Origin of the sequence: Rhodococcus sp. HNM0563, from assembly GCF_012726195.1 — a bacterium.
Classification (GTDB): Bacteria; Actinomycetota; Actinomycetes; order Mycobacteriales; family Mycobacteriaceae; genus Rhodococcus.
The window spans coordinates 101,664-122,609 of the sequence record NZ_JAASAF010000003.1 but is presented as its reverse complement, the minus strand read 5'-3'; the positions used below and the strand labels follow the sequence as shown (position 1 = coordinate 122,609).

Sequence of the window (20,946 nt, the reverse complement as noted above, 5' to 3'; positions counted from 1 at the left end):
CATCAGCGGGAAAGATGGTGCGCATGCCATCGCATTCGGCCCCCGCTGCCCGAGCCCAGGACCTGAAGAAGATCTACGGAACAGGTGAAACCGCTGTTCACGCCCTCGACGGTGTGACCGAGGATTTCGCTGCCGGTGAGTTCACCGCGATCATGGGCCCGTCCGGATCCGGCAAATCCACTTTGATGCACTGTCTCGCCGGACTCGACAGTGCGACGTCCGGCGCGGTGCTCATCGGCGACACCGACCTCACGACGCTCTCCGACAAGGCAATGACGCAGTTGCGTCGCGACCGCATCGGCTTCGTCTTCCAGGCGTTCAACCTCGTGCCCACCCTCACCGCGCTCGAGAACATCACGCTGCCGCTCGACATCGCAGGCCGCAAGGTGGACCGCGAATGGCTCGACACCGTCGTCGGCAGGCTCGGGCTCGGGGACCGTCTCGACCACAAGCCCGGCGAACTGTCCGGCGGTCAGCAGCAGCGTGTCGCGTGTGCGCGTGCGCTGGCAGGCAGGCCGGAGATCATCTTCGGCGACGAGCCCACCGGCAACCTCGACTCGCACTCGTCCGGCGAAGTGTTGTCGATTCTGCGTGCCGCGGTCGACGAGTTCGAGCAGACCGTCGTGATCGTCACGCACGATCCGCGGGCAGCCGGATACGCCGACCGCGTCGTATTCCTGTCCGACGGCCGCATCGTCGACGAGATGCGCGACCCGACCGCAGAATCGGTACTCGACCGCATGAAGCAGTTCGATACCGCCGCCACCGCCCGCGCAGCGAAGTAGGAGCCGGCGACCATGAGTGGGAATCCCATCCGCAAGGTTGCGCTGCGCAACCTGGCCGCGCACAAGGTGCGACTTGCCCTGACGGTGCTGTCGGTGGTGCTCGGCACCGCCTTCATCACCGGGTCGTTCGTGTTCACCGACACCCTCCAGCGCACATTCGACGACATCTTCGGTGATGTCGCCAAGGGCGTCGACGTCCGTGTCAGCAGCGAAGAGTTCGGTTCGAGTGGCGTCCCCGTCGACGACATCGGCCGGGTGGACGCGCTCGCCGGTGTCGAACGCACGGCGCCGACGATCAGCGGCGGGCTCATCGTGCTCGGCTCCGACGGCGCCGCGATCCAGACCGGTGGCGCACCGGCAGAAGGCTCCGCGTGGTTCCCACCCGAGGAAACGGTCGGCGAACCCTTGCAGTTCACCGAAGGCGCCCCGCCCACCGAAGTCGGGCAGATCGCGCTCAACACGAGCGCGGCCGAACGCGGCGACCTGGCCATCGGTGACGCGACGAAGGTCCTGACCATGTCTCAGGGCATGGTTCCCGTCACGGTGAGCGGAATCTACGACCTCGACACCGACACAGGTGGATACATCGGTGCGCTGTTCACCGAGCAGCAGGCGAGCCAGTTGTTCACCGACGGCAAGCACGTCCAGTTCCTCGACGTCGTCGGCGACGGTTCGATGAGTCCGGAAGCGCTGCGTGACGAGGTCGCTGCCGCGTTGCCCGACATGAAGGTGCAGACCGGCGCCGAAGTCACCGAGGAAACCCAGGATCAGGTGTCGGAAGCATTGAGCTTCCTCAACTACTTCCTGCTCGCGTTCGGCGCCATCGCACTGCTCGTCGGCACGTTCATCATCTACAACACGTTCTCGATGATCGTGGCCCAGCGACTGCGTGAACTCGCTTTGCTGCGTGCCATCGGCGCGAGCCGTAAACAGGTCGGGCGGTCGGTCACTCTCGAAGCGCTCGTCGTCGGTGTCATCGGCAGCGCGATCGGGATCGCGGCCGGTGTCGCGCTCGCGTACGGACTCCGCGCAGCGCTCAATGCCGCGGATCTCGGGCTCCCGTCCGGTCCGCTGCAATTGTCGCCGCGCACCGTGATCGTCGCGCTGCTCGTGGGTGTCATCGTCACTGTCGTCAGTGCCTACGCGCCGGCGCGACGTGCCATGCACGTGCCGCCGGTTGCTGCGATGCGCGAGGAATCCACCGCATCCGTGGAGTCTCTGAAGATCCGCACGATCGCCGGTGTGGTCGCCGCTGTTGCAGGTGCCGTGCTCGTCGCGGTCGGCTCGCAACGCACCGGAGGCGGCGCCGCCGCAACTGTCGGTCTGGGTGCGTTCGCGCTCATCCTCGCCGTACTGTTCGCGGCACCCGCCTTGTCGCGACCCGTCGTGAAGGTTCTCGGTGCGGTGTTCGCGCGGCCCTTCGGGGCGGTCGGGCGCTTGGCCCGTACCAACGCGACCCGGAACCCACGTCGAACCGCAGCGACTGCCTTCGCCCTGACACTCGGCCTGATGCTCGTGTCCGTCATCGGTGTGTTCGGCTCGTCCGCGAAGGCCAGCGTTGACGCGCTCGTCGACACCGGCGTCAAATCCGAGTTCGTGCTCACCGGGCCACCGATGTTCGGACTGCCGATCGCGGCCGAGGACGCCGCCCGCGGTGTCGACGGGGTCGTGGAAGTGGTGTCCTCGCACGGCGTGCAAGCGACGATCGACGATGAACCGGCGTACGGGGCAGCGGTGACGGGTGGGTCCATACAGGACGTCCTCACACTGGAGATGAAGGAGGGCACCGACGCCGTCACGGGCGACCAGATGCTCGTGTCGGAGAGCGCCGCCGCGGACAACGGCTGGCAGCTCGGAACCACGGTGCCGCTCACGAGCAAGGACGGCGAGACGGTCGATACCAGCGTCGTCGGGATCTATGCGGACAATCAGCTCATCGGTCCGTGGATAGTCTCGACGGAGCTGTACGAACAGTTCACCCCGGTGGCGTCGCGATCGGCGCAGGTCGTGCTCGTCAACACCGCAGCCGGAGCCGATCCGGAGTCGATCCGGACGGGACTCGAGGACGCCACCAAGGACCTCGTCATCGTCCAGGTGATGGACCGCGAGCAGTTCAAGGGGCAACAGGCCCAGCAGATCGACATGCTCCTCGCGATCCTCTACGGACTGCTCGCACTCGCCGTCGTCATCGCGATCCTCGGCATCGTCAACACGCTCGCGTTGTCGGTCGTCGAGAGGCGACACGAGATCGGCATGCTGCGCGCTGTCGGGATGCAACGTGCACAGGTCAGACGCACCATTTACATCGAGTCGTTGCTCATTGCGGTATTCGGCGCGGTCGTCGGTCTCGTGCTGGGTCTGGTATTCGGCTGGGCATTCGTGAGCACCCTCGCCGATCAGGGACTCGACCGGATCTCGGTGCCGTGGGGCCAGGTCGTGGGCATGCTCATCGGTTCCGGCGTGGTCGGGGTGATGGCCGCGCTGTGGCCTGGGCACCGAGCCGCGAAGACGCCGCCGCTGGAGGCCATCGCCGACCTGTAGCGACAGGTTGTCCACAGGCAACCGATTCATCCACAGATACCGACCCGGGGACCCCTCCCCGGGTCGGTAGTCGTCTGTGCCTCCTATGCTTTCGCAGCAGGGGGTGGAAACGACATGAATCTGCGCGATCTGGCAGGGTGGGATCCGGACGCATTGGAAAGTCTCGGAACCCACCTCGGCGAGCGTGCCGGGGAACTGGACCGCATCGCCGGTGATATCGGCCGAGCCATCACGTCCGGGGGTGCCTGGACCGGCGACGCCGCGGACGCCGCGGTGATCTCATCACAGTTGCTCATCGATGCGGTTGGCGTTCAGGCTGATTCGTACCGCCGAGTGATTGCGTGCGCAGCCTGGGTGGTTCCGCAACTGCGCGTTCTGCATGCCGAACTCGCCGCGGCATACGCCTGGGCTGACGAACGCGGCCTCGTCATCGGAACAGACGGTGCACTCACCGAGGTGTCAGGTCCTGCCGGAGTTGCACCCGACGCAGACCGCAATGCATTACGGGCGAAACTCGATGCCCTGCTTCGTCGCGCGGAAGACCTCGCCGATGAAGCGGCATCGATGCTCTCGCGCGTCTTCTCGGACGAGGACTCGGCACCCGCAACGGAATTCGTCGATATCTCGACAAGATTCCCCGAGATCGGGCCTGTGCCCGGTCCCGGAACCGATCCGGAACAGGTCGCCGCCTGGTGGAACGGTCTCACCCCCTCCGAGCGCGCCGTGCTGCTCACCGAATACCCGGAACGGATCGGCGGTCTCGACGGAGTACCGGCCGAAGTCCGCGACCTCGCGAACCGTGCCCTGCTCGGAATCGAACGTGAACGATTGACAGGCGTTGCCCTGAAACTTCAAGACGAGCTGGCGGGCAATCTGTTCGGTGGTCTACTCTCCAACGCCGATGCGGGGCTCGAACAGACCCTGAACAAACTCGACGCACTCGATGCGATAGACCGCGCACTCACACTGGACGATCGCAGGTTGCTTGCACTCGACCTGTCCGGTCGCGAGGCGATGGCCGCGGTTGCGGTCGGCGACATCGATACCGCCGACCACATCGCAGTTTTCACCCCGGGCGCAGGATCGACCGTGCAAGGAAACCTCCACGGTTACGACCAGCAGGTGTCCGATCTGCGCGACGAAGCGCAACGAGAACTCGGGCGTGTCGACCGAGAATCCGAGTCCGTCGCAGCGGTCACCTGGATGAACTACCAGGCACCACATTTCGGTTGGGGCCTGGCATTCACCGAACGCAGTCCTGTCTCCGACCTGTCTGCGACGCTGGCCGCACCGCGCTTGGCGACGTTCCTCGACGGGCTCGACGCATCGCGCCCCGACTCGCCCCCGAACGTCACTGCGATCGGTCATTCGTACGGGGCACTCGTGACGAGTCTCGCGTTGCAGCACGGCGGGGAGGCCGACAGAGCGGTCTTCGTCGGCGCTGCCGGACTCGGTACCTCCGACGTCGACACACTCGGAATGGTCCCAGGGTCGATGTACTTGATCGAAGCGGACGAGGACCTCATCGCAGATACCGGAATCTTCGGCGGGGACCCCAGTCGAATCCCGGGTTTGACCCGTCTGTCCAGCGATGCGGGAGAAGACCCTTCGGGAGACCCGCGCACCGCTTCTGTAGGGCACAGCTCCTATCTGACGCCCGGTTCCATGAGTACCTACAACATCGCGGTCGTCGTCGCAGGCACCGCCGACGAACGGGGTGTCCGATGAGCGAGGTTCCTGTTCTCCGCGTATGCATTGCTGCGGCGGTGCTGCTGACAACGACCGGATGCGCGACAGCGAGCCCCCGCGCTGTCCCCGAGCCGGTCGCCGACGACAGCGGCGCCGCGGTCGAGTACTACCTCCAAGTCCAGCGCGACGTCATGGATGCACTCTCCGAGGAGTTCCCCGACCTCGAATTCTCCGAGAAGTACGCGCGCACCAACGCGGGGTGCACCCTCGCCGACGGCACATACGGGATGTCGGTGCATCTGCCCATTCAGGGGAGCTCGCAGCCTGTGCCCGTCGCCGATCTGCAGCGCGCCGCGGACCTGTTCGAACGCACCGCCGCCCGCGCGGGCTTCCACGGGCGCCAAGTCCTGCCGGCCGACACGGGCTTCTCGATGCGGATGTTCGCAGCCGACGGGTCCTACATCACCTTCGGCAGCTATGTGGCAGCGATCGTCGGACTGACCGTCGGGTGTTACCGGATCTGAGTGTCGAGTTCGGCTAGGCTCGTGCAGTCCGTGTCGATCTTGGCGAAGAGGCGGTGACGATGCGCCCTGTGCTCGGCGTAGCCGTCGATGACGGTGAAGTCTCCGCGGTTCTTGTCGACGCCGACGTTCCCCAGCTCGGCCCCTTCGATTCGCAGCGCTGGGCAGCCGAACCGGAAAGATCGGCGTCCGACGCCGTTGCGCGGGCCGTGACCTCGATGGCGCAGCGGGCCGAGAACGCATCGCTGACCGTCGGCACGATCGGCCTCGTCGAGTTACCGGGCGCTGCCGCCGACACCGATTCGGTCGCGAATGCCGTCCGCGCGGTGAGCGAGGCACCCGTCGAAGTGGTTCCACTCGACGCGGCACGTTTCGCATATCTGGCGGGCGCACCCGAACTCACCGGCACGCCTGTCCAGGCACTCCACACCCGTACCGGCGGTGTCGAGTCCGTGTCGATCGTCGACACCCGATCCCGGACGGTGCTCTCGTCGGTCGTGCGCGGCGACGACCCCACCGGCGTACCCGACACCCTGCCCGACACCGTGGACGAAGCGCTCGTCAGGGCCGGTGTCTCGCCGACAGCGCTGGTATTCCTCGACCTGCGCCCCGGCGACGCGGTGCCCGCCCGGGAACTCTCCACGATCCTCGGTGTTCCGTTCGTGACTCCGCACGGTGTGCAGTGGCACCGCGCGACGGGGGCCGCTCTTGTCGCCGCGCGTCGCAGTCGAGTGCAGCCCGCTCCTGCTGCGGCAGGTACGACGTCGATCCATCGAAACCTCGTCCTCCTGTTCGTCGTCGTCGCTCTCGTCGCGCTGCTCGGCGGGGGGCTGGCCCTCGCCATGGGCGGGTTCGAAGACCGGGGCGGTTCCGAGGGGCCGGGCGGGTCCGCGGAACGAAGCGAGGTGCTCGGCACCACCGACTCCGCGCCTGGAACGGACACCCCGAAACTGTGGGATCGGGACGCACCGCTCCCCGATCCCCGCAACGCGGGCACTCCGGACGATGCCGGCACTACTCGGACCCCGGCACCACCGGGCAGTGATCCGTGCGGCGCTGCGCAGCCGGCGTCGTGGCCCGCCCGCGGATCCGATCCCGCCCCGAGTCCGGCCCCGGAACCGACTCGGGAGCCGCCGCCGCCCTGCGACCCACCGGCCGACCCGGCGCCCTGACCACCGCCGGCCGGTCGCCCGGGATGATCGCTGCACAGCGGGGTGTTGGTATTCCACATGGATGTCGCGCTGTCGCTGCTGGACCGCTCCCGCACACGGGAGGGGCAGGACGACGCGTCCGCACTACGACAGACTCTGCACCGCGCGGAACTCGCTGAAGCAGCCGGATACCGACGGTTCTGGGTCGCAGAACATCATGCGGTACCGGGAGTGGCCTCCGGCGCCCCGGCCCTGCTGATCCAGGCCATCGCCGATCGGACGCGCCACATCCGGGTCGGGTCGGCCGGTGTGATGCTGCCCAACCATCAGCCGATCGTCGTCGCGGAACAATTCGCCATGCTCGAAGCCCTGCACCCCGGCCGGATCGACCTGGGTGTCGGGCGGTCCCTCGGCTTCACCGCGCCCATTCGCGAAGCCTTGCGCACAACCCGCGCCGAGCCGGACGACTTCGCCGCAGATATCGACGAACTGCGTGCCTACCTCGACGACACGGCGCCGGTATCGATCAGGCCACAGGTCGCGCAACCACCGCCGCTGTTCGTGCTCGGGACCGGCGCCGGCCTCCAGGTGGCAGCGCGCCTCGGGCTACCGGCCGTCGTCGCGGGCCCGATCCTGACGCAGGGGCCCGCACCGTTCGAACGTTATCGCGCCGACTATCGACCCAGCGCAGCAAATCCCGAGCCGTACTTGGTGATCGGCGCCGACATTCTCATAGCCGACAGCGAAGCGGATGCCGTGGATCTGTTGTTGCCGGAAGGGTGGGCGATGGCGCTCTCCCGCGAGCGTGGCTACTTCCCGCCGCTGATGCAGCTCGAGTCACTGCGCGACCTCCCCGTCACCGTGCGCCGGCAGCGGATCCTCGACGACACAGCTGCCTCGGCGATCGTCGGTACCGAGGACCAGGTCGCCGAACGGATCGAGAAACTCGTCGAGGAGACAGGCGCGGCCGAGGTGCTGAGTTCGGCATCCACCTTCGACGTCGATGCGCTCTACGCGTCCGATGCGCGGCTCGCGCGACTCTTCGGTGTGGGCGGGCCGAGTGCGGCCCCCGCAGCTCGCATCGCCTCCGCATCGGAGGCAACCATCACCTCCGCGAACCGCGTCCGGTAGTCGCCGAGATCGTCACCGACCGATCCCACTACCGCGACGACGGGCACCGAACCGCTGCGCGCCAGGACGGCCGAGATGATCTTTCCTGCGCGGGATTGTCCGTCGAGTCGTCCCTCACCGACCACCACGAGGTCGGCGGTTGCGAGCGACTCGTCGAATCCCACGACGTCGAGCACATAGTCGGCACCGGGCCGCAGTGTTGCGTCGACACCCGCCCACATGCCTCCCGAGAACCCGCCGGCAGCGCCTGTCCCATCCACTCTTCGTGGATCGCGAGGCAACGCCTCGGCGGCCTCGTGCAGTCGCCTCGTCAGGAGCTCGACGGTTGCGGGATCGGCGCCCTTCTGCGGGCCGAAGACCCGTGCGGCGTCGGTGTATCGGGTGGTGACATCCGTGAGTACGACGACGGAGGCGGAGTCGAGTCCACCGGCGTCGTCGATCGCGGCGAGCGCCCCGAGGCCACCGTCGGTGGTGGCAGATCCACCCGCGGCCACGACGATCTGTCGCGCGCCGCGCTTCGCCGCCGCGGCCATGATCATCCCGGTGCCGTACGTGTCTGCCGTAACGGCATCGCGAACACCGTTGTGCTCGGTGGTGATTCCACTGACCGTGGCGAGTTCGACGATGGCGGTGCCGTCGGAGGACAGACCGAAGAATCCGTGGCACGGCACCCGCCACGGGTTGACTGCGTCGACGACGACACGTTCGAGACCGAGCGGAACCGTGAGGACGTCGAGGGTTCCCTCACCGCCGTCGGCGAGGGGCATGCAGACCGTCTCGTGGCCTGCGGATACCGCTCCCGCGGCGATCGAGTCGGCCACCTCGGCAGCGGTGTAGGTGCCCTTGAAGCTGTCGGGTGCGATCAGGATCTTCACGCGCGGACGACCCACTCGAACGCCTCGGCCTCCGACCGCGCACCCTGCCGGGCCCGGGACCGATTGGGTTCGTCCAGTTCGGCGACGATGTTCTCGCCGAGCCGGACGATATCTGCGAACACCTCCGGTGAGAGCCACGACGGGCGGGTCGCGAAGAGCAGATCCTCGCTCGCGGTGTTGCCGCTTGCTCCGGGCGCGAACGGGCAACCGCCGAGTCCTCCCAGTGCCCCGTCGACGACGCTCGCACCCGCTTCGGCAGCGGCGAGGCTGTTCGCGACGCCCAGGCCCCACGTGTCGTGGCCGTGGTAGACGATCCGACGGTCCGGCGACTCCGCGCGGATACGCGAGACGAGCGCGCTGACCTGCTGCGGGACGGCTTGGCCGAGAGTGTCCGCGACCACGATGTCGGCTGAGCCGTCGGCCCGCGGGTCGCACGCGATCTCGAGGACGCGGTCGGGGTCGATGGGCCCGTCGAAGGGGCAGGTGAACGATGTCGCCAGACAAAGCTGGATGCTGCCGCCCGCGTCGTGGGCCAGTTCCACGGCGGCGGGCATCGCCGCGAGGCTGTCTTCGGTGTCGCGGCCGATGTTCGCGCGGTTGTGGGAATCGGACACCGAGAAGCAGTACTGAAACCGTCGTGCTCCTGTAGCGAGTGCCTTCTCCACGTGGCGTGGGGTGGCCACCCAGATCCAGCAGCGGTCCAGTTCTTCCTCGGTGAGCGCCGCGACCAGCTCGAGAGTGTTCGCCATCGGCGGCACCAGATCGGCGCGTGCCAGCGACCCGATTTCGAGCTCGGGTATCCCCGCGGCGACGAGAGCGCGCACGATCTCGACCTTGCGCTGTGTCGGGAGCAGTTTGCCGGTGAGCTGCAGTCCGTCGCGCAGCGTCACATCCCGCAGGATCACATCGTGCCCGCTCGGGGGTGTATCCACGTCGTGCCTCTCATTCCTCGCCTGTCGTGCCGAGTATCCTCGCGCCGCGATTGCTACACCAATTGGGGACACACCGCCCGGGTGTTGCCGATTTTGTGACAGGTGACACTATCGTTGCGACCTGGATGGGGACTTGCCGGAAGGTATTTGAGAAATGGGAGCGTTCTTCGGGAAAGCGTTGCTGTGGTGTGCGCTGCTGGCCGGGCTGATCGGATCCGGGATCGCCGTATACGCCTTGCACGTGAACTGGGCGGTGGGCTCGCTCATCGTCGCCTCGGTCGCGGGGCTCGTGCTATTACGTCTGCGTGCGGACGTGATGGAAGGAGAGCCCGGCGACGAAGCCCCCCACGACGCGGCGGTGACCTGACATCGACCCGGCGTCGCGGGGCACATCGCACGGGGCTCGATCACGGTTACGCGTCCGTGCGCTCGTCTGCGAGAGTGCGGTTCCGATCGGTATGCTGAGCGGTCGGGCGTCCTCACGGACGTCCCGCACGGAGGGACCCGCGACGGTTCCCGCAGGACGTCGAAGAGGAGCATCGGTTCGTGTCGCTGTGGTCACGTGCGTTCTCGGTCGAAGAACTCGACGACCGAACCTGGCTCGAGCTCATGCCCTGGCTCGATCGCTACGGCTCTGCGCGCACCGCGGCATTGACTGCGCTCGCACCGACACCGGCCTGGTGGGAATCGCAGTCACCGGCGCAGACCGCCGCCGAAACCCGGATCCCGGAGCTGTGCGCGGAGTTGTCCCGGATCTACGTCACCGACCACCCCGAACTGCGGTTCGCGGACGGGCTGATCCGCACCGTCGAGGTAGTCGTGGACGCTCTCGATCTCGGGATGTCGGCTGCGACGATCGTTGCGCGTCTACCGCATGCTCCCACCACCGCGGAGCTGTTCAGCCGCAGTCCCGCCGATCTGTTCGACGTACGCGGCGCCGACAGCGACGCAGTCTACGAAATCGTCTGCGCGGCTCTCGTACTCACGGTGCTTCGCGACCCTGCAACCCTCGTTCCCGAAGAATCGGCAGCACCTGTTCCTGCGCTTGCACTTCTCGTCGACGACCTCGCTGCCGTCGCCCGGTGGCAGACGCTGTGCGGACAGCGGGATCGACCGTTGCTCAGCGTCGGTCTCGGCGCGGGTGCTCCGGAAGAGATCCAGGAGGCGGTCGCACGCATCGGGGCGGTCGCCGCCCGAGATCTCCCGGTGGGGGTGCCTGCCGACCCGGTGGCCGAACTCGCCGACTATGTTGCGTCGTTGCCCGCCGCCGAACGCGAGACCTTGCGGCGTCGCATCCACGATGAGGGCGACGTCGATGTGTCCCAGCCGTCGACGTTCCCGTTCGGCACCGCGGCGGGTGACTTCCTGGCGGTGCTGCGCACCGACGTCCGACCGGTGGCCTCGTTCGACCGCATCGTGCGCGATCGCCCCGTGCTCGCGCAGGTGGTCCCGGGGTTCGACGCGCCGCTGTGGAAGGTCCTCGACCGGCTCGACGACCGCTGCACCGTCGCCGACGGATGGATCGCCGTGCCCGACCTCGCCGAAGCGCAGAAGCAGACCCGGGCGTTGCTCGGCGAGTTCGAATCCGCCAACGCAGTGGTGCAACCCGCAGAGGTCACAGCGATCTGGCACTTGCCCACCGACGAGTTCGAATCGTGGTTGACGCACTGCGGAGCCACCATGTTCGACGGCCGGATTCTCACACCCCAGGACACCGTCGCCGGGCGCGCTGCGCAGATCCTCGAGGTGGTCGGCGACCCGCTCTCCGTCGAAACGCTGGTCGCCCGCATGGACGCGAACATCGATATTCACAGCGTTGTCGAAGAACTCTCCGACGACGACCGGTTCACCGTCACCGAAGACGACGGACTGTGGGGCCTACTCGAATGGGAGACCGATCCTGTCACCGCCGTCGGGAGGCGCATCGCACGACTCGTCGACGGAGCGGCCGGCTCGATCGAGCTCGACAAGGTGGCCGAAGCGCTGGTCCAGCGGTTTTCGATCTCCGGTGCGTCCGCGCGGATATTCGCGGCGAGCGGGGATTTCGAAGTCGTCGACGAGTGTGTCCGCCGTCGGCGCCGCACCCATGTACCTGCACTGCCTCCGGAGCGCACCAAACGCCTGTACCGCCTGGACGAACACTGGCGACTGCGGATTCCCGTCACCCGCGACCACATGCGCGGCGCGGAGGTACCGATTCCGTCTGCCGTCGCGGGTATCGTCGGCTGCGATCCCGGTGCCGAGAAGGTGTTGAAGTCGAGGCTCGGCCCCCAGATCCTGCGGTGGACCGGCCCGATTCCGCAACTTGCGTCGGTGCGCCGGTACCTGGACGAGATCGGTATCGACGAGTACGGCGAGTTGTTCTTCGAGTTCCGCTCGGACGGCCGGTTCGACGTTCTGCCGCTGCGCACGTTCGCCTCGAATGCCGATCCGCTCCGTAAAGCACTTGCGCTCATCGGTTACACAACGCCGGAGGTCGTGCCCGAGGAGGGCATTGCGGCGGCGTTCGCGACGGCGATCGGGCTCACCGGTGAGACGCGCCCCCGCCGTATCCTCAGCGCCTACCGTGCGCGTCACGAAGCCGAGGTGGTCTCGCTGCTCGAGAGCGCGTGGGTACGGATACCCAGCGGCCAGGATCGTCCCGGGTCGTGAGGTGTGAGGCCGGGTGGTGCATCGGGGGTACCTCGTAGGACGATGGTGCACATGAACGACCTGCCGAATCCCGACTCTTCCGGCGTGATCCCTGCGGATGCGATCGTGCGTGCGCTGGCGGGTGCCATCGGATCGGTCGAAGCCGCGATCGTCCGGCTCAGAGGCGAGGATGCCGACCCCGACATCGTCGAGAAGGTCCTGGCGGCTGCCGGAGCCCCCGATCTCGGTGACGTCGTCGTCCACCACAATGCGCTGACACGTGCGATCGCGATCGCCGATCATCGTGGATCGCTTCCCGAGGAAGAATGGTCCGCGATCGCGGAACTCGGTCCGCTGCTGTCCGTCGCGGTCCAGCGGCTCCGCGCATACGCCGTGGCGCACCTCGACCGGGTCGAGTCCGAGATATCCCTCTCGGCGCACGTCGCGTTACTGCTCGACCTCGCCGACGAAGGTCGATTCGGGGAGGCCTTGCAACTGCTCGTGCTGGTCGAGGACGCCGAGACGATGTGGCAGCGTCTGAGCATCGAACGCGCCCGTACCGCTGAGCCGGACCGGCCGAGCGAAGTGCTCGATGCTGCACGCACCTTGCTCGCCGAGCACTTCGAGCAGGACGGAGAACTGCTCCGCCGGGGCCGTCGTGCACTCGCCCGTCTCGCCGAGGGCACCCCGCTCGACGTCGTCAGGCGTTTGTCCTCGCCCCGAACCACACGCACACTTGCCGGATTGCGAGACGACCTCGAAGACTTCCGTACTGCATGCCGTGCCGATGCGGCGGGATGGCTCGTCGACGAGGACCCTGAGATCGCCGACGCACTCGATTCGATCGACAGCCCGCTCAAATCGGTGGGCGGCGTCCTCGGCCGGGGCCTGGCGAAAGTGTCCGACGCGCGCCACCGCGGCGGAGGCGACGGCGCGGACGGTGACGACGGCGAATCCGAGAGGCCCGCCGTCGAACAGGATCAGGTGGCGGAGGCCGACACCTAGGGTGCGTATCTGCGTGGTCGTGCGCGCGGGACAGTAGTGGGGCCGATACCTCGGCCGTCCGGATGGAATGGACGCCGCCTCGCCGCTACCCTGGGTGTGATTTCATGGCTCTCGCCACTGCCGTTGTCCACGAACCATTTCCGTTGTCGCCCGCCCAGCGTGGGCTGTGGTTCGCTCAACAGCTTGCGCCCCAGGTGCCGATCTGCATCGCACAGTACGTCGACATCCGTGGGTCGCTCGACGTCGAGGTGTTCCGGCGGGTCTCGCTCGTCGCCGCGCACGAGTTCCAATCGGTGTTCCTCCGCGTTGTCGAGATCGACGGCGAGCCCCATCAGGTGGTCGCACCGCCTCCCGATGCCGAATCGGACGTGCACGATTTTCGTGCGGCGCCCGACCCGGCAGCGGCCGCACACAAGTGGATGGACCAGAACCACACTGCCGGAATCGATCTGAACGGAGGTCCGCTCGCCGAAGCCGCTCTGCTTCAGGTCGCGGACGACCGGTACTTCTGGTACACCCGCATCCACCACATCGCGCTCGACGGGCATGGCGCCGCGACCATGGTCGATCGGGTCGCCGAGTTGTACACCGCTGCGATCGAAAACCGCGAAGCCCCGATGAATCGCGCCGCTGACCTGCGCACCCTGCAACAGATCGACAATGAGTACCACGCCTCCAGCCGGCACCAGCAGGACCGCGCCCACTGGGCGGAGCGCCTCCATACGCGTTCGGCCGCAGTCACGCTCACCGGCAAGGTTGCAGCGCCCTCGGTCCGCAGCAGGGTCGTCCGTGCAGCGCTCACCGAGGAGACGGCCGATCGGCTGGGTGCGTCCGGATCCGACGCTGCCGCGCGGATCGTCGCGGCATTCGCGTGCCACCTCGCGCGTACCACGGGGCGAAAGGAAGTGCTGGTCGACATCCCCGTGTCCGCGCGCACCACCGCGGTGTTGCGACGGTCCGGAGGCATGCTCGCCAACGTCGTCCCCGTGCTCGCGTCGGTTCGCGCGGATGACACCGTGGGCACTCTCGTCGGCCGGATCCGGCTCGAACTCACCGGCGCGCTGCGGCACCAGCGAGGAAACGTCGAGGACATCCTTCGAGAGCTGGGCGCGGACGCCGCTGCCCGCAGGATCTCGTCGCCTGTCGTCAATGTGATGCTCTTCGACCGGGAATGGCGATTCGGGCCCGCCGTGGCCGACTTCCACATCCTCACCGCGGGGCCGGTGCCGGACATCATGGTCAATATCTACCGCTCCGGCCATCCGCCGCGGACGATCGTCGAGGTCCGCGCCAACCCCGGCCGCTACACCGACGACGAAGTCGAAGCACACCATGCGCGGCTCGTCGAGCTCATCGGTGCGTTCGTGTCCGCGTCGTCGGATACGCCGCTGACCGGCATCGGGGCGATCGACGTGCCCGGTGCTGTCCGCGGCGCAGCGGGGGAGCCCGGAATGACGATGCCCGAGGTCCTCGCGTCTGCCGTCGCCGCGAATCCGCTGGGTGTCGCGGTGCAGTGTGAGGACCGCACGATCACCTATGCCGAACTCGACGCTGCCTCGGACCGGATCGCCCACGCACTTCGAGTTTCGGGGGCAGGGCCGGAGACGGTCGTGGCCGTCGCGATCGCTCGGTCGATCGAATCGGTGGTGGCAGTGTGGTCGGTGGTCAAGAGCGGCGCAGCGTTCGTGCCCGTCGACCCCTCGTACCCCACCGAACGGATCGAACACATGCTCACCGATTCGGCTGTGGCGGTGGGCCTGACGACACCGGAGTTCCGCGCGTCGCTGCCGGACGGGGTTCGATGGCTCGAACTCCGGGACGGCTTACCCACCACGGAACTCACTGCGCCCGCACCTGTGGCGGTGCACGCCGACGCAGCGGCGTACCAGATCTACACATCCGGCTCGACCGGGATTCCCAAGGGCGTCACCGTCACCCATCGCGGCATCGCAGACCTGGTCGCCGAGCAGCGCGACCGCTTCGGTGGGCGCCTCGACGCCCGTGTCCTGCACTGCGCCTCTCCGAGCTTCGATGCGTCCGTGTTCGAAATCCTTTGGGCGACAGGGAGCGCGGCGCGGCTGGTCGTGGTGCCGGCTACCGTGATGGGCGGCGACGAACTCGGAGCGATTCTGCAGCGACACAATGTCACGCACGCCGTGCTCACGCCGACGGTGTTGTCGACGGTGCCGCGACTCCCGAGCTCCCTGCACACGCTGGCCGTGGCGGGCGAAGCCTGCCCGGACGAACTCGTCGAACGCCTGGCCCCCGGCCGCACTCTGATCAACGGCTACGGGCCCACGGAATCGACCGTCATGTCGAACGCCGCGACACTCGCTGCCGATGCGCCAGTGACGATCGGCGGACCGGTCCGCGGATCCACCGAAACCGTCCTGGACGACCACCTGCAACCTGTCCCCGTCGGGGTTGCCGGGGAACTCTACGTGGCGGGTCCGGCGCTCGCACGCTGCTACCGCAACCGCGAGGCGCTCACCGCGACACGGTTCGTCGCAGCACCCCACGGCGCACGCATGTACCGGACCGGCGACGTGGTGCGCTGGCGGCGACTGCCCGACGACACGCTCGTGCTCGACTACGTGGGCCGCTCCGACTTCCAGATCAAGATCCGGGGTATTCGGGTCGAACTCGGTGAGATCGACGCAGCGCTGCTCCGCCATCCCGGCGTTGCCGCGGCCGTGACGGTGGGGCGTCCCGATCCTTCCGGTGATGTCGTTCCGGTCTCGTACGTCGTTCCGACCGCGGGTGAGCCCGACGTTCGTGAGCTCACCGCGTACCTGCGCGGCTGCGTGCCGGCGCATCTGGTGCCTGCCGCGATCGTTCTGCTCGACGCGCTTCCGGTCACCCCCGTCGGGAAACTCGACCGCGACGCCCTCCCGGAACCTGTGTTCGGTATCGGGACCACCGAGTTCGTCGCACCGGTGGGATGCACCGAACGCGCGGTCGCGGAGGTGTTCGCCGAGGTCCTCGGTCTGGTGCAGGTGGGTCGTCACGACCATTTCTTCGACCTCGGGGGTAATTCGCTGAGCGCGACCCGCGCGGTCGCCCGGATCGATGCCGCGCTCGGTGTCCGGTTCGGGGTCCGCGACCTGTTCGGCGCACCGGTTGTCGCAGAACTCGCAGCCCGCGCAGACACCGTTGTGCCTGACACCGCTGTGCCTGACACCGAGACCGCCTCGGCCGTGCCCCGCCCCGAGCGAATCCCGCTCGCACCGGCTCAGCAGCGCATGTGGATCGTCAACCAGGTCGACACCGCGTCGCCCGTGTACAACGTTCCCATCGCGTTGCGCGTGACCGGTGAGCTCGATCTCGACGCACTGAACGCGGCCTTCGCGGACGTCGTCGCGCGACACGAACCGCTGCGCACCCGCTACCCGGTGTCGGATTCCGGCCCCTACCAGGAGGTTCTCGACCACGCGGCGTTCGATTTCACACCCGTGCCCGTACCCGGTGAAGACGGCATGCTCGACGCACTCCGCGAACTCGCGTCCGAGGGGTTCGACGTGAGCCGCGAAATTCCGGTGCGCGTTGCGCTGCTGCAGACCGGAGCAGCCGAGCACGTGGTGGTGTTGGTCGTGCACCACATCGCGGCCGACGGTGCGTCGACGCTGCCCCTCGCTCGCGACACGATGCTCGCCTACACCTCCCGGGCGCACGGGCACAGCCCCGAGTGGGCCCCGCTGCCCACGCGCTACACCGACCACGCGCTGCGGCAACTCGGACGACTCGGCGACGCCACCGATCCACAATCCTCAGTGTCGCGGCAGCTCGACTTCTGGCGGGAGACATTCGAAGGCGTCCCCGAACTCCTCGACCTTCCCGTCGACAGGCCCCGCCCCGCGCTGCGCACCCACCACGGCCGTACGGTGCCGTTCGAGATTCCCGCTGCACTGGCCTCGGGTGCTGCCCGCCTGGCCCGCGCGCACGACACGACGTTGTTCATGGTGATGCATGCGGCATTCGCGGTCCTGCTCGAACGCCTCACCGGGGCGACGACATCGGCTGTCGGCACTCCCGTGGCCGGCCGGGGCGCGGCCGAACTCGATGACATGGTCGGGATGTTCGTCAACACCGTCGTGCTCCGCTCCGACATCGATGCGACTGCGTCGTTCCACGAACTCCTCGACCGCACCCGCGACCGAGACCTCGATGCCTTCGACCACGCGGACGTGCCGTTCGACCAGGTCGTGAAGGCCGTCGATCCCGCACGATCGACCTCGTACACCCCGCTGTTCCAGGTGCTACTCGAGTTCCGAAATATTTCACCCACACGCGTCGAACTGCCCGGCCTCCTGATCGACACTGTCGACGCGGCGCCGCCGGTTGCCAAATGCGATCTCTACCTCGCGGTGGAGGAACCGCGGGACGGAGGTGCGATGACAGCCGAGTTCGGGTACGCCACCGATATTTTCGACGAGCCGACAGTGCAGCGATTCGCCGCGGAGTTCACGCGAGTCCTGGACGCGGTCGTCACTCGGCCTGGCCGGGAGGTCGGCGCGATCGACATCCTGGACTCGGCCGAACGCGCCGATCTCGTACCGGTCTCGGGCGGCCGGAGGGAACCCGCGCTCACCCTCCCTCGACTGCTGGAGCGTGGTGCGACCATCGGGGGCGACGACGTCGCGGTGGTATGTGGCGACGACCACCTCACCTATCTCGACCTCGACTCGCGTTCGAATCGTCTGGCGCGCAGACTGATCGAACTCGGAGCCGGTCCCGAAACTGTAGTTGCCGTCGCGTTGACACGCTCGGCCCGGTCGGTGCTGGCGCTGTGGGCGGTCGCGAAGACCGGCGCTGCCTTCGTTGCGGTCGATCCGAAGTACCCGGCCGCGCGGATCGCGCACATGATCGAGGATTCCGACGTGACGATCGGCGTCACCGTCGAGAACGTACACGGGGACCTGCCGCCCCGACGATGGGTGCTGCTCGACGACCCCGCCGAAAGTGACGCGATCGCATCCTGTTCCGACCGGGCGATCGCCGATTCCGACCGTCGTGCACCGCTGCGCCCCCAGCACGCGGCCTACGTCGTCTACACCTCGGGATCGACAGGAACTCCCAAAGGTGTCGTGGTCACCCACATGGGTCTTGCGGGGTTCGTCGAGGAGCAGTGCGCGCGGTTCGCACTCGGGCCGGGATCGCGAATCCTGCACTTCGCCTCCCCGAGTTTCGACGCGGCGATCCTCGAGCAACTCTGGGCGTTCGGGTCGGGCGGATGCCTTGTCGTCGCATCTCCCACCGTCTACGGCGGCACCGAACTCACCGATCTACTTGCCCGAGAACGGGTCACGCATGTCGCATTGACACCGTCGGTGCTCGCGACCGTCGACCCCACCGGACTCGAGGATCTGGGCACGGTCGTCGTCGGGGGAGAAGTGTGCCCGCCCGAACTCGTGGCCCAGTGGGCACCGGGACGCGACATGATCAACACCTACGGTCCGGCCGAGAGCACGATCCAGACCAACGCGGGTTCACCCCTCGTCGTGGATGGTCTCGTCGAACTGGGTGGTCCCATCCGCGGAATCACCGAACTCGTCCTCGATCATCGGCTTCGACCCGTCCCCACCGGCGTGGTGGGGGAGTTGTACGTGAGCGGCCCAGCTGTGGCACGCGGTTACCGCAACCGACGCGCAGGAACGGCGTCCCGGTTCGTTGCCGATCCCTGCGGCGAACCGGGGGAGCGGATGTACCGCACAGGCGACCTCGTGCGGTGGCGCCGTTCGGTCGACGGCGAACTCACCCTCGACTACGTCGGCCGAAGTGACCTGCAAGTCAAGGTCCGCGGATTCCGTATCGAACCCGGCGAGATCGAATCGGTGCTGAACGATGCCCCTGGGGTGGCCCGGGCGGTGGTCTCCGTTCGCCGCGACCGACTCGATGGATATGTCGTCGCAGTTCCCGGCGGGCACCTCGTTGCCGATGACGTCCGCGTTCATGCCCAAGCCCGCCTCGCCCCTCACATGGTGCCCGCGACTCTCACCGTGCTCGATACGCTCCCCGTCACTCCCAACGGCAAACTGGACCGGGCGGCATTGCCGACTCCCGACTCGAACGCGGGTCGCCGCGTGTATCGGGCGCCACGCGATGCCGCGGAGCGCATCGTGGTCACCGCTTTCGCAGCCGACCTCGGCACCCCGCGAGTCGGGATCGACGACGACTATTTCGCCCTCGGCGGCACATCGCTCGGTGCGACGGCCGTGGTGGCGTCACTGTCGGAGTCGTTCGGACGCCCCGTGCCGGTGCAGTGGCTCTTCACGCATTCCACCGCGGGTTCTCTGGCGCGGCGCGTCGCCGACTCGCAGACGGACGACGACTCGTTCGACGCAGTGCTGCCGTTGCGTGCGAGCGGGGCGGGCGAGCCGCTGTTCTGTGTCCATCCCGCAGTGGGCACCGCCTGGTGCTTCGCGGGACTCGCACGACGCATCGACGACCGGCCCGTGTACGGGCTGCAGTCGCCGCTGCTGACCCGTCCGGGGTACGTCACCGGCACGCTCGCGGAGCTCGCGGCCGTCCACGTCGAGAGCATCCGAACGGTGCAACCGCACGGCCCGTACCACCTGCTCGGCTACTCGGTAGGTGGGCAGATCGCCCACGAGATCGCGGCGCAGCTCACGGCAGGGGGAGAACTCGTTGCGACGCTCACGATGCTCGACACCCACCTGCCGGACGCGGCGTCCCCCGCGCCCACCGCCGAGATCGTCGACTCCGAAGTCGAGGCGGTGGTTCCCGCCGGGACTGCCGACGCGGCTCGGCGCGAGGCCCTGCACCGTGGTTTTGCGCACACGGTGGCCCTCGCCACCGCGCACCGCCCGGCCGGTCCGCTCGTCACCGACCTCGTGTTCTTCGAATCCGCCGATGCCCTGGCCGTTCGGATGCCCGACCCCGTCGCGGTCTGGCGACCCCACATCGACGGGGTCATCGAGACCCACCACCTCGACGTCACACACCGGGACATGACCGGCACGCGGGCGCTCGATCAGATCACCCCGGTCCTGTTGGACCATCTCAGGAAGGGCCAGCGATGACCGACCAGACCAGTGTTCTCCGTGGCCGCCGATCCGGCATCGAGCCGGTGAGCGTATTCGACGACGTTCGCGACGACGAACATCCCCGTACCGGGGAGTTACGTCGCTGGGCGGTCGATTTCCTGTGCAGCCCGCACGACGATCTGGGGCGGAGCGGGCCGGTCTGCCCGTTCGCCGCGCCGTCGATAGGACGGGGACTGTTCTACGCGGTCTTCGTCCCGGGCGCCGTCGACGCGCAGCGCATTCGGGACATCGCCGACGACCTCGCCGAGCTCTTTCCGCACTTCTCGCCTGTCGCCGGACCGGACGCGGCGCTCAGGTCGCTCGTTGCGGTGTTCCCCGACGTCACCGACTACGACGTGATCGAGCTCGTGCAGAACGAGCGAAAGTCGGACTTCGTGCTGGCGGGGTTGATGCTCGGCCAGTTCTACCCGGGGTGCACGGTCTCCGGGCTGCGGAACAGCGCCTTCCGGGCGCTCGACGCCCCACTGCCGATGCTCGCCGTCCGGCACATGGTGGGCTCGGATTTTCCGTTCCTGGCCTCGCAGCGTGAATGGATCCTCGCGTATCTGAAGAAGTTCGCCGCGAGCGTGCCGTCGGTGGTGCGATCCGACATTGCCGATCGGGTCGTGACGTAGTCGATCT

At 67.8% G+C, this 20,946-nt stretch carries 12 protein-coding genes and 1 pseudogene; 11 read left to right on the top strand and 2 right to left on the bottom strand.

Features of this window, described 5'->3' with window-relative positions; genetic code table 11:
- Positions 1 to 23 precede the first annotated feature (23 nt).
- The 6 genes and pseudogenes from HCA61_RS07495 to HCA61_RS07470 all read left to right on the top strand — a co-directional run.
- Positions 24 to 785 carry an ABC transporter ATP-binding protein gene (locus HCA61_RS07495; RefSeq protein WP_169687554.1) on the top strand — a complete coding sequence of 254 codons (762 nt, stop codon included), beginning with the start codon at positions 24 to 26 and terminating at the stop codon, positions 783 to 785.
- A gap of 12 nt (positions 786 to 797) precedes the next feature.
- Complete coding sequence (locus HCA61_RS07490) at positions 798 to 3,326, top strand: FtsX-like permease family protein (protein WP_169687553.1); 2,529 nt, start codon at positions 798 to 800, stop codon at positions 3,324 to 3,326.
- A gap of 114 nt (positions 3,327 to 3,440) precedes the next feature.
- Positions 3,441 to 5,054 (top strand): alpha/beta hydrolase, encoded by a 1,614-nt coding sequence (locus tag HCA61_RS07485; protein WP_169687552.1) that lies wholly within the window; start codon positions 3,441 to 3,443, stop codon positions 5,052 to 5,054.
- Positions 5,051 to 5,539 (top strand): LppA family lipoprotein, encoded by a 489-nt coding sequence (locus HCA61_RS07480; RefSeq protein ID WP_169687551.1) that lies wholly within the window; start codon positions 5,051 to 5,053, stop codon positions 5,537 to 5,539. Before HCA61_RS07485 ends, HCA61_RS07480 begins: the two co-directional genes overlap by 4 nt.
- Positions 5,540 to 5,598: 59 nt before the next feature.
- On the top strand, positions 5,599 to 6,708 hold the full coding sequence (locus tag HCA61_RS07475; RefSeq protein WP_169687550.1) for a hypothetical protein: 1,110 nt from the start codon (positions 5,599 to 5,601) through the stop codon (positions 6,706 to 6,708).
- A gap of 57 nt (positions 6,709 to 6,765) precedes the next feature.
- Positions 6,766 to 7,722: pseudogene (locus HCA61_RS07470) on the top strand (MsnO8 family LLM class oxidoreductase); the annotation flags it as partial.
- Here the strand turns inward: HCA61_RS07470 and HCA61_RS26225 are convergent.
- Positions 7,698 to 8,693 carry a glycerate kinase gene (locus HCA61_RS26225; protein ID WP_308198762.1) on the bottom strand — a complete coding sequence of 332 codons (996 nt, stop codon included), beginning with the start codon at positions 8,691 to 8,693 and terminating at the stop codon, positions 7,698 to 7,700. The pseudogene HCA61_RS07470 and the gene HCA61_RS26225 sit on opposite strands and share 25 nt — an antisense overlap.
- Positions 8,690 to 9,598: a hydroxymethylglutaryl-CoA lyase gene (locus HCA61_RS07465; RefSeq protein ID WP_169687949.1), complete on the bottom strand. Its 909-nt coding sequence runs from the start codon at positions 9,596 to 9,598 to the stop codon at positions 8,690 to 8,692. The genes HCA61_RS26225 and HCA61_RS07465 overlap by 4 nt, the downstream gene beginning before the upstream one ends.
- 181 nt (positions 9,599 to 9,779) lie before the next feature.
- On the opposite strand from HCA61_RS07465, the gene HCA61_RS07460 reads away from it, so the two are divergent.
- The 5 genes from HCA61_RS07460 (at position 9,780) to HCA61_RS07440 (ending at position 20,939) form a co-directional block, all read left to right on the top strand.
- Positions 9,780 to 9,992: a hypothetical protein gene (locus HCA61_RS07460; protein ID WP_169687549.1), complete on the top strand. Its 213-nt coding sequence runs from the start codon at positions 9,780 to 9,782 to the stop codon at positions 9,990 to 9,992.
- A gap of 179 nt (positions 9,993 to 10,171) precedes the next feature.
- A complete protein-coding gene (locus tag HCA61_RS07455; protein WP_169687548.1) occupies positions 10,172 to 12,277 on the top strand; it encodes a hypothetical protein in 2,106 nt (701 codons plus the stop codon).
- A 51-nt stretch (positions 12,278 to 12,328) separates the two neighbouring features.
- Positions 12,329 to 13,261 carry a hypothetical protein gene (locus HCA61_RS07450; RefSeq protein ID WP_206039780.1) on the top strand — a complete coding sequence of 311 codons (933 nt, stop codon included), beginning with the start codon at positions 12,329 to 12,331 and terminating at the stop codon, positions 13,259 to 13,261.
- 104 nt (positions 13,262 to 13,365) lie between these two features.
- Positions 13,366 to 20,301, top strand: coding sequence for a non-ribosomal peptide synthetase (locus HCA61_RS07445; RefSeq protein WP_169687547.1), 6,936 nt, complete (start codon positions 13,366 to 13,368; stop codon positions 20,299 to 20,301).
- Positions 20,298 to 20,939 (top strand): DUF6875 domain-containing protein, encoded by a 642-nt coding sequence (locus tag HCA61_RS07440; protein WP_169687546.1) that lies wholly within the window; start codon positions 20,298 to 20,300, stop codon positions 20,937 to 20,939. Before HCA61_RS07445 ends, HCA61_RS07440 begins: the two co-directional genes overlap by 4 nt.
- Positions 20,940 to 20,946 lie beyond the last annotated feature (7 nt).